Annotated in this window: 16 protein-coding genes; 11 read left to right on the forward strand and 5 right to left on the reverse strand. The window is 58.7% G+C overall.

Annotated features, from left to right (window positions below; genetic code table 11):
* The first annotated feature begins 17 nt into the window (after positions 1–17).
* Positions 18–1238 carry an MFS transporter gene (locus tag B8783_RS09995; RefSeq protein ID WP_084419990.1) on the forward strand — a complete coding sequence of 407 codons (1221 nt, stop codon included), beginning with the start codon at positions 18–20 and terminating at the stop codon, positions 1236–1238.
* Here B8783_RS09995 and B8783_RS10000 read toward each other — a convergent pair.
* On the reverse strand, positions 1235–3001 hold the full coding sequence (locus B8783_RS10000) for an acyl-CoA dehydrogenase (RefSeq protein ID WP_084419991.1): 1767 nt from the start codon (positions 2999–3001) through the stop codon (positions 1235–1237). The two genes, B8783_RS09995 and B8783_RS10000, sit on opposite strands and share 4 nt — an antisense overlap.
* A gap of 121 nt (positions 3002–3122) precedes the next feature.
* Between B8783_RS10000 and B8783_RS10005 the strand changes: the two genes are divergently transcribed.
* The 8 genes from B8783_RS10005 (at position 3123) to B8783_RS10040 (ending at position 11312) form a co-directional block, all read left to right on the forward strand.
* On the forward strand, positions 3123–3764 hold the full coding sequence (locus tag B8783_RS10005; protein WP_084419992.1) for a YceI family protein: 642 nt from the start codon (positions 3123–3125) through the stop codon (positions 3762–3764).
* Between the two features lie 30 nt (positions 3765–3794).
* Positions 3795–4544, forward strand: a complete 750-nt coding sequence (locus tag B8783_RS10010; RefSeq protein WP_084419993.1) for a YceI family protein — start codon at positions 3795–3797, stop codon at positions 4542–4544.
* 24 nt (positions 4545–4568) lie between these two features.
* Positions 4569–5768 carry a cytochrome b/b6 domain-containing protein gene (locus B8783_RS10015; protein WP_084419994.1) on the forward strand — a complete coding sequence of 400 codons (1200 nt, stop codon included), beginning with the start codon at positions 4569–4571 and terminating at the stop codon, positions 5766–5768.
* 20 nt (positions 5769–5788) lie between these two features.
* A complete protein-coding gene (locus tag B8783_RS10020) occupies positions 5789–6733 on the forward strand; it encodes an L-threonylcarbamoyladenylate synthase (RefSeq protein WP_084419995.1) in 945 nt (314 codons plus the stop codon).
* 87 nt (positions 6734–6820) lie between these two features.
* Entirely contained in the window at positions 6821–8236 is a 1416-nt protein-coding gene (locus tag B8783_RS10025; RefSeq protein ID WP_084419996.1) for an FAD-binding oxidoreductase, read from the forward strand.
* 373 nt (positions 8237–8609) lie between these two features.
* Positions 8610–9506, forward strand: coding sequence for an acyl-CoA desaturase (locus B8783_RS10030; RefSeq protein ID WP_084419997.1), 897 nt, complete (start codon positions 8610–8612; stop codon positions 9504–9506).
* On the forward strand, positions 9503–10090 hold the full coding sequence (locus B8783_RS10035; protein ID WP_233355736.1) for an NUDIX domain-containing protein: 588 nt from the start codon (positions 9503–9505) through the stop codon (positions 10088–10090). The genes B8783_RS10030 and B8783_RS10035 overlap by 4 nt, the downstream gene beginning before the upstream one ends.
* A 67-nt stretch (positions 10091–10157) precedes the next feature.
* Positions 10158–11312 (forward strand): hypothetical protein, encoded by a 1155-nt coding sequence (locus tag B8783_RS10040; RefSeq protein WP_084419998.1) that lies wholly within the window; start codon positions 10158–10160, stop codon positions 11310–11312.
* A 32-nt stretch (positions 11313–11344) separates the two neighbouring features.
* On the opposite strand, the gene B8783_RS10045 is transcribed toward B8783_RS10040, so the two are convergent.
* From B8783_RS10045 to B8783_RS10055, 4 genes are all read right to left on the reverse strand, one after another.
* Positions 11345–11680, reverse strand: coding sequence for a YegP family protein (locus B8783_RS10045; RefSeq protein ID WP_084419999.1), 336 nt, complete (start codon positions 11678–11680; stop codon positions 11345–11347).
* Between the two features lie 120 nt (positions 11681–11800).
* Entirely contained in the window at positions 11801–11962 is a 162-nt protein-coding gene (locus B8783_RS18500; protein WP_169711771.1) for a hypothetical protein, read from the reverse strand.
* The gene (cydB, locus tag B8783_RS10050; protein ID WP_084420000.1) at positions 11955–12989 is read right to left on the reverse strand and encodes a cytochrome d ubiquinol oxidase subunit II; all 1035 of its coding nucleotides are present in this window, start codon (positions 12987–12989) and stop codon (positions 11955–11957) included. The genes B8783_RS18500 and cydB overlap by 8 nt, the downstream gene beginning before the upstream one ends.
* 12 nt (positions 12990–13001) lie before the next feature.
* Positions 13002–14420: a cytochrome ubiquinol oxidase subunit I gene (locus B8783_RS10055; RefSeq protein WP_084420001.1), complete on the reverse strand. Its 1419-nt coding sequence runs from the start codon at positions 14418–14420 to the stop codon at positions 13002–13004.
* A 195-nt stretch (positions 14421–14615) separates the two neighbouring features.
* Here B8783_RS10055 and B8783_RS10060 point away from each other — a divergent pair, with 195 nt between their 5' ends.
* Together B8783_RS10060 and B8783_RS10065 are read left to right on the forward strand one after the other, a co-directional pair.
* Complete coding sequence (locus B8783_RS10060) at positions 14616–15227, forward strand: HAD family hydrolase (protein ID WP_084420002.1); 612 nt, start codon at positions 14616–14618, stop codon at positions 15225–15227.
* Positions 15228–15299: 72 nt separating this feature from the next.
* Positions 15300–16715 carry a tetratricopeptide repeat protein gene (locus tag B8783_RS10065; protein ID WP_084420003.1) on the forward strand — a complete coding sequence of 472 codons (1416 nt, stop codon included), beginning with the start codon at positions 15300–15302 and terminating at the stop codon, positions 16713–16715.
* Positions 16716–16727: the final 12 nt, after the last annotated feature.

Consider the following 16727-nt stretch of genomic DNA (forward strand, 5'->3'; position numbering starts at 1 on the left):
GCCGCCCAAAGGACAATATGTTTTCTTTCATCAGGCAGAATGCGCGATGGATCGCTGGCGGATTTCTGCTGACCCTCTTTTCCTCCTTCGGGCAGACCTTCTTTATTGGGCTGTCGGGCGAAGAACTACGCGCCAAATTTGATCTCACCGACGGTCAGTTCGGGCTCACCTACATGGTCGCGACGCTGGCCAGTGCGCTCACCCTGCCGTGGCTGGGCCGGACGCTCGATTATATGCCGGGCCGGCGGGTCATATTGTTTGTACTGCCCTGTCTGGCCGCCGCATGTCTTCTCATCGCCTACGCTCCCAATGTCTTGGTCATGGTTCTGGCGCTCTATATGCTGCGCCTGTTCGGTCAGGGCATGATGACCCACACCGCATTGACGGAAACCGGCCGCTGGTTCGCAGCTAGCCGGGGACGAGCCATCTCTCTCGTATCGCCGGGCGTTGAAGCGGGTACCGCCATTCTGCCAGTCACTTTCGCCGTGGTGGCCGCGATGACCGGATGGCAAGTCGCCTGGGTTCTGTCCGCTGCGACGCTTCTGCTCGTCACACTTCCGGCTGTCAGCCTTCTCTGGGCGGTCGATCGCCAGCCCACGCAAGCCGAAGCGTCCTCAAAGCCGGCACGGACAGCGCGCGACTGGCGGGTCGGCGAAGTGCTTCAGGACCCGCTTTTCTATGTCATGCTCGCCTGCGTCCTGGCCCCACCCTTCATCGGAACGACGATCTTCTTCCATCAGGACTATCTTATCGAGCTTCGCGGCTACAGCCCACTCGCCTTTGCTGGCGCTTTTCCGATATTGGCCCTGACCAGCGTCTGTTTTGCGCTTGTCTGCGGCCAGCTTGTCGACACGTTCGGAGCCTCAAGGCTTCTGCCCTACTTCCTGCTGCCACTAGCCACGGCAAGCGCGGTGGCCGGTCTGCTGGACGCCGTCTGGGGCATCTACATCTTCATGTTTCTGATTGGGGTCTCGAACGGGTTTACGTCCACCCTGCTCGGCGCGCTCTGGCCTGAGACGTATGGGGTCAAATATCTCGGCTCCATCCGTGCGGTCATCGTATCTGCAATGGTGTTCTCGACCGCGCTTGGGCCGGGCGTCACCGGCGCTCTGATTGATGCCGGTGTCGCCCTGCCCGATCAGCTGATCTGGATGAGCGGCTGGTGCCTTCTCGCCTGCGTGACGCTGGGAGCCGTATCGCCCAGACTGGCGGCGCGAAGCGCGCCGTCGCCGTCCTAGGACACCCCGAACAGCGCCTCGCTCTCACCGAGGAAGCTCTCACCACCACTTGTGATGCCGGACACTTTGCCCGGCGCCTCAGCGAGCGAGGTCTCCGCAAAGAATCCAGCGAGCGCCGTCATCCGCCCCCGCAGCGACGGATGATCCTTACGCGCAGCAAGGGCCCCACGTGCCAGGAAGTGGCCACCGATCACATCGCCAGCCAGCTCCAGATAGGCGGTCGCGCCTGAAAGGCCCTGCTCGCGGTCGGTCTTCATCGCTTCAGCCATCCAGGCCGTTGCCTCGGACAAGGCATCTGAAGCCGTCTCCAGCCGATCCGCGATCTGCACGAGCTGCGGATCATTTGTTTCGCGAGCGGCCTGGGCCGTTTGCATGACCTCTTCGATCATGTCACTCATCGCTCGCCCTCCAGCCATCGAGAGTTTCCGGCCGACAAGGTCGATCGCCTGAATGCCGTTCGTGCCCTCATAGATCGGCGCAATACGCGCGTCTCTGTAAAGCTGGGCGGCGAGCGTTTCATTCATGAAGCCCATCCCGCCATGGATCTGCACGCCCTTGCTCGCCATCTCGACGCCGATATCTGTCGACCAGGCCTTGGCAATCGGGGTCAGCAAATCCTCGCGCAGCTTGGCGGCTTCGCGGGCGCTCTCGTCCTCAGACGTATCGGCAATATCGGCCGCAACGCCGCAAGCATAACAGATCGCGCGGGACGCCATAACGTGCGCCCGCATCGTGGTCAGCGTCCGCCGAACGTCCGCATGATGCAGAATCGGCGCTGGCCCCTCAACGCCCTGCGCCGTGCCCTGCTTGCGCTCATTGGCGTAGGCATAGGCGGTCTGGAAGGCCGCCTCAGCAACACCAACGCCTTCGAGGCCAACGTTCAAGCGCGCCGAGTTCATCATCGTGAACATGCAGGCGAGCCCGCGGTTTGGCTCCCCCACCAGCCAGCCGGTCGCCCCATCATATTCCATGACGCAGGTCGGGCTCGCATGGATACCGATCTTCTTCTCAAGGCCGATGCAGGAAACGCCATTGCGTTCGCCAAGCGAGCCATCTTCATTGACCAGAACCTTCGGCACGACAAAAAGCGAGATACCTTTCGACCCGGCAGGTGCATCCGGCAGACGGGCGAGAACAAGGTGAATAATGTTCTCCGTCATGTCGTGGTCGCCCCACGTGATGTAGATTTTCTGGCCCGAGATCGCGTAGCTGCCATCCTCATTCGGCACAGCTTTGGTCTTCAGCGCGCCAACATCGGAGCCTGCCTGAGGCTCAGTCAGATTCATCGTGCCGGTCCATTCGCCAGACACCAGCTTTGGCAGATATTTCTTCTGTTCGGCCTCATGCCCATGCGCGACCAGCGCCTCGATGGCCCCGAGACTCAGCATCGGACAAAGGCCGAAGCTCATATTCGCTCCGTGCACCAGCTCCAGCACGGCGTTGGCCAGCGTCCGCGGCAGGCCCTGCCCGCCCCATTCCACAGGCGCGGCAAGCCCCATCCAGCCGCCCTCGGCAAATTGCTTGTAGGCTTCTGCAAACCCATGTGGTGCGACCACGCCATCGCCGGTCAGCTGCGCGCCCTGTTCGTCGCCGGGCTGGTTCAACGGCGCCAGTACATCGGCGGCCAGTTTGCCCGCCTCTTCAAGTACAGGGTCAATCAGATCGAGATCAAAGTCGGCATAAGCGCTGCCCACCAGCCGGTCGATCCGTGCCACTTCTTTCAGCGCAAAGGTCATTTCTTCAATCGGGGCACGATAACTCATCTGATGCGTCTCCAGGATATGTGCTATGCCTCGCTCAAATCCGGCGAGGGCTGGTCAGGCCGTATGATTTGACTAGTTAATTGCTTTGTACCCGTTTGACCATTCACGAGGAGACACGTCCATGCGTCGCATTCTACTGACCGCCGCCCTGGCTGCCATTGTTACAACACCTGCCATCGCAGAACAGACGCTCGACGGCGTTTCTGCCGACACTTACGAGCTCGACAAAACGCACGCCTTCCTCACATGGACGGTCACCCATAATGGTATCTCCCATTACACCGCCAACTTCACCGATTTCGACGCAACGCTCGAATTTGATCCTGATGACCTCTCTGCCTCGTCAATCGAAGTGACGATCAACCCGACAGGTATCGAGACGAATTATCCGGGCGACTACAAGGCCGGTCACCCGGATAGCGAGTACGCCTCCTGGAACGAAGCCCTCTCCATGGGTGACAACTTCATGAAAGCGGGCGAGTATCCGGAGATTACCTTCGTATCGACCAGCGCCGAAACAACGGGCGACTTTACGGGCACGGTCACAGGCGACCTGACTTTCCTTGGCGTGACCAAACCAGTCACCATGGACGTCACCTATAACGGAATGGCGAACCTGCCTTGGTACGGCCCACGTGATCTCGTTGGCTTCAACGCATCGACCACGATCAGCCGCTCTGAATTCGGCCAGACATCCCTCGAAGGCATGATCTCCGACGATGTCAAAATCGAATTCTCGGGCGAGTTCCTGCAGGCCGAATAAATCATTTTCACAAAAAAGGGGCTGAACCCAATGACTCCCAGAAATTTGCTGCTTGCCAGCGCATCCGCTTTGCTCGTCGTTGCTTGCTCACCTTCCGAGTCAGCAGAGACAACGGCGCCAATTGAAGCGCCGACACCGCCAGAGGCCACCGAGACGGCTGATCTGCCAGAGAAGCTGACAGATGTATCTGCGGCGACCTATAGCCTTGAGCCGACCCATGCCTTTCTGACGGCAACCGTCATGCATAATGGTCTGTCAGAGTACACGATCGATTTTACGTCCTTCGACGCAACGCTCGATTTTGATCCGGCCGCGCCAGAAAACGCATCTCTCAATGTCTCGATCGATCCGACCAGCGTGAACGTTAATTACGCTGGCGATTACAAGGCCGGTCATCCGGACAGCGAGTTCAGCTCATGGCCTGAAGCGCTCGCGAAGGATGCGCGCTTCATGAATGCGGGTGAGTTCCCTGAGATCACTTTCGTGTCCACCGGCGCAACCCGCGAGGAAGATTATTCCGGCACGCTGACAGGCGACCTGACCTTCCTTGGCGTGACGCGCCCGGTAACGCTTGAGGTCACCTATAATGGTGTCGCCAATGCCCCTTGGTACGGCGAACGCGACCTTATTGGTTTTGATGCGTCGACAACCATCAACCGTTCCGAGTTCGGACAAACCTCACTGGAAGGCATGATTTCCGACGAGGTGGCCGTCGCATTTTCTGGCGAATTCCTGCAGGATGAAGTCCCGGCAGAAGATTCTGCTGAAACACCGGAATAGACGACCAGGAACGATCAGGATCAAATGACACAGTCTTCGCGTTACAGCGCAGTCGCGATTGCCCTTCACTGGGTGATCGCGCTCGCCATCGGCTTCATGATTTGGCTCGGCTGGAACATGGACGGAAATGAAGCGCGCTATCAGCTTCATAAATCCGTTGGCATCACGATCCTGCTGCTGACGGTGGCGCGGATTGTGTGGCGATTGATCAACCGCCCGCCCCCATTACCTGCCGGTATGCCGGCCTATGAACGCGCGGCCAGTCATTTCGTCCATATTGCGTTTTATACGCTTCTGATCGTCATGCCGCTAAGCGGCTGGCTTCTGGTCTCCACGTCCTATGATTTTGACGTGCCGACCGTGCTTTATGGACAGGTCAGCTGGCCCGACCTTCCAGGCGTCGGGCCTCTCTCAAATGAGACCGGCCATGGCATCATCGAATTCGTTCACTCAAAACTCGCCTGGGTGATGATCGGACTGGTTGCGCTCCATGTGGCCGGCGCCATCAAACATGAAGTCTCATCCGAAGAGGGCGTCCTGAAACGCATGCTGCCTGGCCTCTTCGGCAAGGCTGATGCGCCCAGCCCTCCCCCAAGCGGCTTTTTCATTGCCTTTGGGGCCGCCATCGCCCTGTTCTTGCTCATCGCCTTCGTCCCGCCGCTCTTTTCCGGCAGCTCGCAAGCCTCATCCAGCGCGCAAGATAGCCCGGCGCAATCGAGCGGCATCGAGCCGAACTGGAACGTTGATTATGACGCGTCCAGCATCCAGTTCTCCGGCACACATGAGAATGCCCGCTTCGAAGGCGGCTTCTCTGACTGGACCGCAGACATCCAGTTCGACAAGGACGCGCTCGACACGTCTGCCGTTAAAGTCACTGTCCGCACAGCCTCAGCAAGTACCGGCAAGAAACTCTACACAGACAGCCTGAAATCCGGCGAATGGCTCAACCCGTCTGACTATCCTGAAGCGGTTGTCAGCCTGACAGATTTCAAAGCGACAGCGAATGGCTATACCGCCGAAGCCACGCTGACCCTGAAAGAAAATTCGGTGTCCTTCCCTTTCAACTTCACGCTCACCGAAGAGGGCGATCAGACCCGCATGACGGGCGAGGCCCAGCTGGAGCGTAAACCGCTTGATCTCGGCCAGAAATCTGATCCCGGCGCCGACTGGGTCAGCGAAACAATCGACATCAATGTCGACGTGCTGGCCTCGCCTCGCACCTGAATGGGTGCTAGGCGCTGATCATGGTCGCGCCCGTCTGTCTTCCCGATAAAACTGCCCTCGACAAGGCAGCCTCCCTTCTTGAGCGGGGCGGGCTTGTCGGCATGCCGACAGAAACGGTTTATGGGCTGGCAGCAGATGCGGCGAACCCCGACGCGGTCGCGCAGATTTACAGCGTGAAAGGTCGCCCGGCGTTCAACCCCCTGATTGCGCATGTCGCAACGCCAGAAGACGCGTTTGCCCAAGGGGATTTCTCGGCTGAGGCGCGGGCCTTGGCCGCCGAATTCTGGCCCGGCCCGCTGACATTCGTCGTCAACAAAGTGCCTGAAACAACCGTTTGCGACCTTGCCCGCGCCGGCTTGCAAACGCTCGCGCTGAGAGTACCTGCACACCCCGTTGCGCAAGCCCTGCTTCAACGGTTCGCACGCCCTGTCGTCGCACCGTCAGCAAACCCTTCTGGCCGCATCAGCCCGACAGAAGCTGCGCACGTTGCCACCGATCTTGGAGACGCGATCGACATGGTTCTTGATGGCGGCGCCTCACAAGTCGGCCTGGAATCGACCGTTATCGACGCGCGCGGACCGCACCCCATATTGCTGAGGCTTGGAACCATTACTCAAGATCAGATCGCGGCCATCTGGCCCGGCGTCGAGATGGGCGGCAGCGAGGGAAAACCGGTTTCTCCGGGACAGCTGCTCCGGCACTACGCGCCGGATGCTGCGCTACGGCTTAACGTAACCGAGCCGCAACCGGGTGAAGCCTTCCTCGGTTTCGGGCCCGGCGAAGCGACCCTCAATCTGTCTCCATCGGGCAATCTCATCGAAGCGGCCGCAAACCTATTCGCGATGCTCCGCAAGCTTGATACGGACCATTCCCGCATCGCCGTCGCCCCCATCCCCGATGAAGGCCTCGGCGCGGCGATCAATGACCGGCTGGCCCGGGCCGCAAATTCGGGCCATGACAAGTAGGCCCGAAACACCCACGCCCCGGACTGCCCTTGCATTGAAAGCAGCCGGTGATGACATAACCCTATCAAGTATGATGGACTTTAGCGCATGAACAATCTGACGAACGAATTTCTGGCGAAGGCCAAGTCCATTCTTGGCGACAGCGGCTGGAGTGAAGACCCCGACAAGCTGCACGCAGCAGCGTCTCCATGGCGGGCGACAAGTCAGGGCGAGACGCCCTTCCTGGCAATGCCGGGGTCCACGGACCAGGCATCCGCGCTTGTGCGCCTTTGCGCCGACCATCGCGTCGCCCTCACGCCGCAAGGCGGAAATACTGGCCTTGTCGATGGTGGAACCCCGCATGGCGAGATCACTGTCTCAATGCGCCGGATGACCCGCATTCGCGCGCTCGACAAGACCAACAATTCCCTCACAATCGAGGCAGGCGCGCCGCTCGTCGATGCGCAGAACGCCGCGGATGATGCCAATCGACTGTTCCCTCTTTCACTGGGCTCGGAAGGCATCGCAACGATCGGGGGCCTCATTTCCACCAATGCTGGCGGCGTCGCAGTGCTGCGCTATGGCATGATGCGGGACCTGTTACTCGGCCTCGAGGTTGTCTTGCCATCCGGCGAGGTCTGGAACGGCCTGTCGGGCCTGCGGAAAAACAATACTGGCTACGACCTCAAGCACCTCTTTGCCGGAGCTGAAGGCACGCTCGGCCTGATCACCGCGGCAACGCTCAAACTGTTCCCGAAAGTCGCCAAGGCCACAGGCTGGGTCATCTGCAAATCCGCTGAAGACGTTGTCGATCTGCTTGCCCTCGTGCGCGATCACGCAGGCGACACAGTAACCAGCTTCGAGATTATCCCGGCCAATGCCATTGAAATGGTAACAGCCGACATCCCGGACACCAGAGATCCGGCGCCGTCGGCGCTGCCATGGCGTGTGCTGGTCGAGGTGTCCATGGCAAGAGAGGATCAGGCCCGCGAAACGCTGATGAGCGCGCTAGCCGATGCGATGGAAAAAGATCTCGCAGACAATGCGATCATCGCTGAAAGTGGCCAGCAGGCCGACAGCTTCTGGCATATCCGCGAGACGATCCCCCTCTCAAAGAGAGCCTATGGGACCGCCATCAATCACGACGTAGCTGTGCCAGTCTCCGCCATTCCGGAATTCCTCAAGACAACCGAAGCGGCCATCCACAAAGTCGACAATCATGCGGAGATCGTCGCATTTGGACATGTCGGTGACGGAAATCTGCACTATTCAGCTTGCGAGCCTCTAGGCGTTTCGGAATCAACGCTTGCCCGCCACGCCGACGAAATCACCCAGATCGTCCACACTCAGGCGATGAAATATGGCGGATCGATCAGCGCGGAACACGGTGTCGGCCGGCTCAAACGCGACGAACTCGCTTCTATCCGCCCGCAGGCAGCGACCGATACGATGCGCGCAATCAAACAGGCGCTGGATCCATTGGGCATAATGAATCCCGGCCGCGTTGTGTCGATGTCGGACTGAATTTTCAGATGACGATATGATGGCCGTCTCCTGGGTGAATGGAGGCCATGAAAATTTGCTGGATATCTTTGCACATTTGAAAAGCCCCTAAACATATAAAGATCAGACCAAGAACATATCCGCATCAAACCCCATCACACCATCGCCCAAGCTATGGCTGAGGCTTAATCCCGTCTCAACAATGCGCGGCTGGCCGAACAATGCATCGTCTCCACGTCCAAACTTGCCGTTTAGCGCCACCTAACAATTACGTTAGAACACAGCTTTGGACACAGAAGCGCCCTTTTCGGAATTCAAAAATATTCTTAAGAATTCCATAGTCGAAGCAGGTCATATTCTGCTTGAGGCGCCCGCCTAGTCTGGAGATACCTGAATGCCAAAAATCCCGCGCTCGCTTGCGATTCCAAAAAACTGGAAAACGTTCAACGCGGCTAGCTGCTTCTCGGCAATTGTTTATCCGCTTCTGGGTGTCGCGATGTTAGCAACCATGGTCATTCTTGGCTTCGCACTGACGCAGATTGAGCTGAAGCTCTGGTATCTTCCACTGTCGCTCGGCGTGATCGCCTTCACGATTTTTATTTGCAATGCCGGTATCGGTCCACTTCACCGTCTGATGCAGCACCGCGCAGGCGAATTGCGCTGGCCAGCGCAGATCATCACCATGCTCAATCTGGTAATTGCGATGCAGGGCAATGTGAAAGACTGGGTGAATTACCACTCCCAGCACCACCGTTTTGCCGACGGCCCCGGTGACCCGCATAACCCGTTCGAGTCCAAGCGCTGGGCCTGGGTCGGCTGGATCCTGTTCCGCGATACAAAAGACATGCTCCGTCCCATGCCGATGTGGCTTAAGAACCATCCAATCATTGTCTGGATGGACGGCTTCTACAATTCGATCTCGCTGGTTGTGCACCTCCTCATCCCCGCCGCCATCTATCTGATCGTCTGGGCGGCTGGCGGCTCACTCGTGCTCACCGCGATCATCCATGCGAGCATCGTGATTGGCCGCGCCATCCAGTTCCACGCCACAACCTATGGCATCAACGTCCTCGGCCATCTGAAGACACCGAAATGGGCTGACCATGCGATGGCGCTTCTGACAGGCGGCGAAGCCTTCCATGACCACCACCATGATGAGCCGATTTCCGCGCTTCACCGCCCCCGCAAAGGCGTCTGGAACCGGATCGTCGACTATAACGGCACCATGCTCCTGTTTTATGAAAAGCTCGGCTGGGTGAAAAACCTCAAGATCGCCGAACGTTTCAGGTGAGTGCAAAGCCTCTGAAAGACCGGGTAGACATTATTGAGACGTCTACCCTTTCGGATAACTGGACGGCTCTCTCCAAAGTCAGTTTCAATTATGAGCGTCTCGACGGGCGGCGCGAGCGCCAGGACCGTGAGGTTTATGAGCGCGCCAATGCGATCGCTGTTCTGCCCCACGATCCTGCGCGGAGCACAGTTCTTCTCGTGCGTCAGCTTCGTCTTCCAGCTTTTCTCAATGGCGATGATGCGCCCCTGATCGAAGCCTGCGCCGGAATTATCGAAGACGAGCCTCCTGAAGACTGCGCGCATCGCGAGGCAATCGAAGAGCTCGGTTACAAATTACCCGTCCTGAAACCTGCCTTTCGCGCCTATACGATCCCGGGCAGCGTGATGGAATGCGTTTATGCCTTTACCGCAGAGTACGCCCCGTCGGACCGCATCAGCGCTGGCGGCGGAGTCCACGATGAGGGCGAAGAGATAGAAGTTCTGGAAATGAAGCTGAGCGAGGCGCTGGCCATGATCAAGTCAGGCGAAATCATCGACGCCAAGACCATCGCGCTTCTCTATCATCTCGCGCTTGAAGGTCAGTAGGCATCGCTTGCCAGACAGCTGGAGCAGGCCTAGTCTTTCCATATCTTTGTGTGGGGACGCAATTTTGATGAAACTCAGCTTCAGAGCCGGGCTTTTCGCTCTGGCCATCACCACTGGCCTCGTCGGCAAAACAGCTGCCGACGAGAGTGAACAAATTCCGCCATGCCCGGAAAACGCGCTTGCGCATGTGAACACGGTCCGCAGTTATTTCGAGAAGAAGGATGAGCCGCTGAATGAAGCCGCCGTCGCAGATGCCAACATAATTGAACGGCTATGCAGCGACCAGTTCATCACCATGTATGAGCTGGCCGATACCTGGTATCAGCTTCTTTCGCGGACAGACCTTACCCTTGAGCAACAAGGGCAAATCGCAAACCGTGCGCTGAACATTCTTCTGAACGCGGACAAGGCCGAAAGAGCGCCTCACAATTACGATGCCGCACGGGAAACGCGCAAACGCATTATGAGCGCCGCTATTGTGTATGCAGAAGCTGGCGGCCCACGTGAAAGCTACTTCAATGAAGGCGGAACATTTGGCAGCTGCGAGAACCATTGGGGCAATGTCACCCAAACCCTCTGGTACGACTACAAAAAGGACTGGAGCGGAGAAATCCCGCCCATTCTGATCGCGAACGCCTCTCTCTCGTGCAAGGATAAACCGGGGCTCTATGCCCATCGCTACTTTGGCGAGCTAAGGTCTGAACAAGCTGCCCGCCTGGATGATCCGGCAGCTCAGCTTGTTTTGCTGAAAGACGCCGAAGCGGCCTTCAACCTTTATTACAGCTCAGATTCCGGAGAGATGCGCAGTTGGGACGACAGCGTCAAATCAGAGTTCGACAAACAGTATGACGCGGCCCGGCTTGGCGTTGCCACTGATCAGCCCCCGCTCCCTCAATCTGAATGGTTCTTGCCCGAGAACATAGAGAACGGAAACACTCGGATCGCGATCGCCCTGAAAGCCAACGAACTCTGGGGGCCGCACTACTCCTTGGCGAACGACATCGCCACCGAAGCAGAATTCAAGGCGCAACTCACTGCCTATAATTCATTCGTCAGCTCTACCTTCAAAGAGGCGAAAGCCGCTGGCCCGGCCGCTCAGACGGTGCTGTACGAGGCCCTGCGCGACCATGCGAACGGCCCGCTGCGCACGCCAGAAACGGCCGACTACAAATTCCCGACCGACGCGCTGTGGAGCTGGACCGATCCTGCAAAGCAACAGTAGGCGCGCAAGATCGGTCCATTGAAGAGCTTGGCTTAGCTCGTGATGTCCTCAACGCGCGCATCAGGCGCGTTCTTCATCACAGACTCGATCCCACCATCGCGTGACGACGCGCTGGCATAGGACTGAGACGTGCCGACAACCTGACCATTGGTGGATTTCAGATTGAACATGAACTTGCCGGCAGCCGTTTCTTTTTTCTCGAAGCGCGCTTCATCGACAGCGTTTTTCTTAACCGACTCAATGCCGTTTTCGGCGCTCGCCTTGGCTTTATAGCCTTCGCTCGCCAGAATGTTTTCGCCATTGCCCGCTTTCAGGCGGAAACGGTATTCACCCGCATTGTCTGTATAAAGTTCGAACTTGGCAGCCATGGTTTGATCCTCTCTGGGTTTGAGCAAGGGCGCTAATCTGGCCCCTCTTACTGGGTTGCCCATGCTTGCGCGCAAGGTCAAGCCCGTGGCCCGTCAAGGCATTGGCTTTGAACGCAAAATTCAGCCGATAAACAGCAGCGCCCTGAGGAGGTAGGCCGTCGCCGCCACGATCACGAGGCTGAGCAGGGCCAGTCCGGCAAACCAGGCGATCCGACGGCCGAACGGCGGCGGAGCGTTACCAGCCTCCGCCGGCCCCTGCGGCTCAAACAAGTTCCTAGTCATGATAGGCCTCGTCCGGGTCGACCTTCCCCCAGAACAGCGAATAGACGTAGCCGGTATAGATCAGGATCACGGGCAGCATGATCGCCGCCCCCACCAGCATCAGCATCAACGAATTGTCGCGCGCCGCAGCCTCCCACAGATCGACATCGTAAGGCACGAGATCCGGGAACAGGCTCACCGCAAGTCCGAGATAGCCAGACAGGAAGATGCCGGCGGACAGGACATAGGGCCGCCAGTCCGGCGCCTCGACCTGCATCGACAAATCCCGCCAGACGAGAGCCGTCAGAATGAGGCCAGCGGCCGGGATCGGAAGCAGCGGCAACAGCTTTGCCGGTTCGATCGATGACATTGTGAACCCCCAACGCTCGGTCACCTGAGGATCAAGTGACAGCGTCGCGAGGCTTACGGCCGCAAAGCAGAGCGCCACACCAATCAGAGCTATCAGACCGCGGCGCCGCGCGCGCTTCTGCACTTCGCCTTCTGTTTTCAGGACAAGCCAGCATGCACCGAGAAGCACATAGCCGACCGCCACAGACACGGCCACGAGCAGTGAGAACGGTGTCAGCCAGTCAAATTGGCCGCCCGCAAAACTGCGGCCTTCAACTGTGACGCCTTGCACAAATCCGCCAAGGACAAGCCCCTGTGACAAGGCTGCGACGAGCGAGCCGCCAAAGAAGGCCCCATTCCAGAAGAGGCGCGTCGGCTTGCGAACGGCCTTGTGGCGAAACTCGAACGCCACCCCGCGGAAAATCAACGCCGCCAGCATCAACATAACCGGCAGATAGAACGCCGGCATCAGGATCGCATAGGCCAGCGGAAAGGCTGCGAACAGTCCGCCGCCGCCCAGGATCAGCCAGGTTTCATTGCCATCCCAGACCGGCTCAATCGTTGCGGTCATCAGATTGCGCTCATCATCGCTCTTGGCGAAGCCCGTCAGGATGCCGACGCCGAGGTCCATGCCATCCAGAAGCACATACAACATGACGGCAGTTGCGATCAGTCCTGACCAGATCAGTGGCAGATCCATTGTCGTATCCCCCTATTCTTCCGGCTGCGTATTTGACGTGCGCGCATCCGCCTTGTCGTCGACAGAGCCGAGCGGTGTACCAGGTGCGCGATTTTCCTTGGACGGCGGATCGGTCGGATCATCGCCAAAGCCGCGTGTCGCAATGCGTGCCATATAAACCGTGCCCGCCGTGAAAACGATCGCGTAGACAATCATGAAAATCAGCAGCGACGTCGCCACCTGACCGGTTGAGACCGGCGCAACACTATCTTCGGTGCGCAAAAATCCATAGACGGTGTAAGGCTGACGCCCGACCTCCGCTGCTATCCAGCCGGTAATGACCGCGATGAAGCCAAGCGCGCCGCCGGGTATCGCCAAAATGTGAAAAATCCCCGCCTTGTCGATGCGGCCGCGCCACCAGAGGAAGGCGCCCCATAGGCCCAGCCCCAGCATACAAAGGCCAGCACCGACCATGATCCGGAAGGCCCAGAAGACCATAAAGACAGGTGGCCGGTCTTCCTTCGCAAAATCCTTCAAGCCGAGCATCGGCCCTTCAGCACTCGGAAAGAGATAGGGGCTCGTGCCGGGAATATTGATCTCGGCGATGTTTCGCTCATTTTCCTCATCAGGAATGGCAAACAGCGCAGTGCCCTGCACGTCGCGTGTTTCCCACCAGCCTTCCATGGCCGCAACCTTGGCCGGCTGATATTCATACGCCACTTCGCCAGACCAGTGGCCGGCAGCGATCTGCATCGGCATCAACACGCACAAAGTGCCCGCCGCCATGCGAATCTGCCAGCGCGTCGGCGCTGAGGAATGCTTACGCACAACCTGCCAGGCACCGGCTGCCATGATGACAGCTGCCGTCGTGATGAACGCCGCCAGCATCATGTGGACATAGCGCGATGGGAAGCTCGGATTAAAGATGACTTCCCAGAAATTGGTTGCGTAGAAATTGCCGGTCTCAGCGTCGATCGCAAACCCGGCTGGCGTCTGCATCCAGCTATTGGCCGACAGGATCCAGAAGGCAGAAATCGTTGTACCAACGGCGACAGCGGCCGTCGCAATGAAGTGCAGCTTGTTGCCGACCCGCTTCCAGCCGAACAGCATCACGCCAAGAAATGTCGCTTCGAGGAAAAACGCCGTCAGCACCTCATAGCCAAGCAACGGTCCGATCACGCTGCCCGCCTTGTCAGAGAAGACAGACCAGTTGGTGCCAAACTGATAGGACATCACCACGCCGGACACGACGCCCATCGCAAAAGCCAGCGCGAAAATCTTCACCCAGTGCAGGTATAGACGCTTGAAAACATCCTTCTTGGTCCAGAGCCACAGCCCCTCACAAACCGCAAGGAAAGCCGCGAGACCAATCGTGAAGGCTGGAAACATGATGTGGAAGGCAATGACGAATCCAAACTGGATACGCGACAGGATCAGTGCGTCAATTTCCATATCAATCAGCTCCCGAGTCAGAACACCCGTATACTTTATACACATCTCTGCGGCACACCATAAGCCACCAAGCTGACGCGCGACAGGATGGCGCAAATTTCCAAATCCGCGCCAAGGGTCAAATGATGCATTGCGCCCGCCATTCTGAACTGGTGTAAACCGCCAGACCTTGAAAAGCGCTTACGGACCCGGACCATGCCAGCACGCCACAAACTCATCGCCTGGGACTTTGACGGCGTTCTCAACGCCAATGTCGAAGATGGCATTTTCAGATGGATGACGACGTTCGAAGCCGATTTGGGCCTGCCAATACAGTCTCTCGCCAGTTATTTGTTCTCAGGCCGCTTTCAGAAAGCCATGGTCGGAGAGGCAGACCTTCATGAGCTGGTCGGCGACTGGGCTGAGACTGAAGGCGTGCGCCACCGGGCCGGCGAAGTCGTCGATTACTGGTTCGACAAGGATCATGTCCCCGACCATGCGACACTCGACATTGTCCGCCGCGCCCGCGCTGCCGGCATCACAAATGTCATCGCCACCAATAATGAGGTGTACCGCGCCGACTGGATTGAGGAGGCAGGCTTTGGCGAGCAGATGCACACCGTCTTTGCCGCCGGGCGTATGAAACTCGCCAAGCCCGATCTTGCCTATTTCGCCCATATTGAAGATGTGATGGATGTCAGGGGCAAGGATGTGATCCTCGTCGATGACATGGAAGAAAACGTCGCCGCCGCCCGCGCGCATGGATGGGACGCGTTTCACTTCACGCCGGGCTGCCACGACGCCCTCGTAAAGGCGATCGGGCTCTAACGCCAACCTTGCCCACAGCGGCCCCGCAGCGCTATACTTACCCCGTTTGTTGCGCAGAAGGGGACGTCTGCCATGATCGCCAGGGCATTTTTACTCAGCCTTTTCCTTATCTGCCTGGGCCCGGCCGCACCGGCTCAGCAGCTCCCGGCAGGCCCGGAGGTTGAAGCCCAGCTCGACGAGGCGGCTGCTGCCGGAAATGCCGGGCGCTATGCTGACGCCATGGCGATCTACCGTCCGCTTGCAGATGCCGGCCATCCCCGCGCCCAGTACAATATGGGCCTCTTCTACGCGAACGGCTTCGGCGTCCCTGTCTCAAAGGAAACTGCGCTGGCCTGGTTCCTCAAGGCCGCCGCACAAGGCGAAGCGAACGGACTCTACCATGTCGCGCTCTATCATGATCAAGGACTTGGCACGCCGCAGGCGCCTGCTGTCGCGCTCGACTATTACAAGCGGGCTGGAGACGCCGGCCATGCGCAGGCAGCCTATAATGCTGCCCAACTCCTGCTGACCGGTGACGGCGTCCAGGCCAATGAGACCGAGGGCGCCCAATACCTGATGATGGCCGCCGACGCAGAGGAGGCGTCGGCCAGGGCGCTGCTCGGGGCTGGCTGGATCCATGAAAAAGGTATCGGTGTCACGCCGAACATCTCTACCGCCTCGCACTATTACGCCAAAGCCTATGAGGCCGGCCTGCCCTATGCCCGTGACTTCATCTATGGCCTCTACAGGGCAAGCAGTGAGCGGGCCGCCGCCGCTTTCGAGGCGGGCGATCCTGTCACAGGAATGACCGTGCTGGACGAGTTGTGCAGCCTCACCGTCTTTAAAGCGTGCTATCATGCCGGCACCTATCGCCTGCGCGGCACTTATGGCGTCACGCGCGACGCCCAAAAGGCCATGGAAGACCTCCGCCTTCCCTGCACACACAAGCTGGACGGGGCCTGCACCTATCTCGCCGAAGCGGTGATCTTTGCGCCGGGTCCGTTCAGGGCCGATGATGTAAAGCTGGCGGCAGACCGCTACAGGCAAGGCTGCGAGGCTGGCGATCAGGCGCTCTGCTACAATCTCGCTTATATGAAATACTATTCGCGCTTCGACATGGACGATTATGAGGGCGCCAAGAAACTGCTGGCGCAGGCCTGCTTCCATAATGGCTACCAGAAGGCCTGCGGGCCGTTCACCGACATGTTCAATGCCGAAGGCCGCGCCATGGGCTGGATCGGCGAACCGACGGAGAAGAAGAAATCGATCTGGAGCGCCATCGACAATGCGCTCGCCCCACTCGCCGATGCCATGGTCGGCTATAGCCAGATCGTCTCCAGCGGCGGCTACTCAACGAGCTATGGCGACTACACGCCGCCCACGAGCAGCTATAATCAAGTCTCGCAGAGCAATGCCTATCGCGACAATCTGCAATTCAACGAGATGATCAGCCGTATCGAAACCTACGGCACGGCTACGAACTGCTCATCCGGCAACCCGTATTGCTGAGCCGCCGGAAGC

This window comes from Henriciella litoralis, assembly GCF_002088935.1.
Lineage (GTDB): Bacteria > Pseudomonadota > Alphaproteobacteria > Caulobacterales > Hyphomonadaceae > Henriciella > Henriciella litoralis.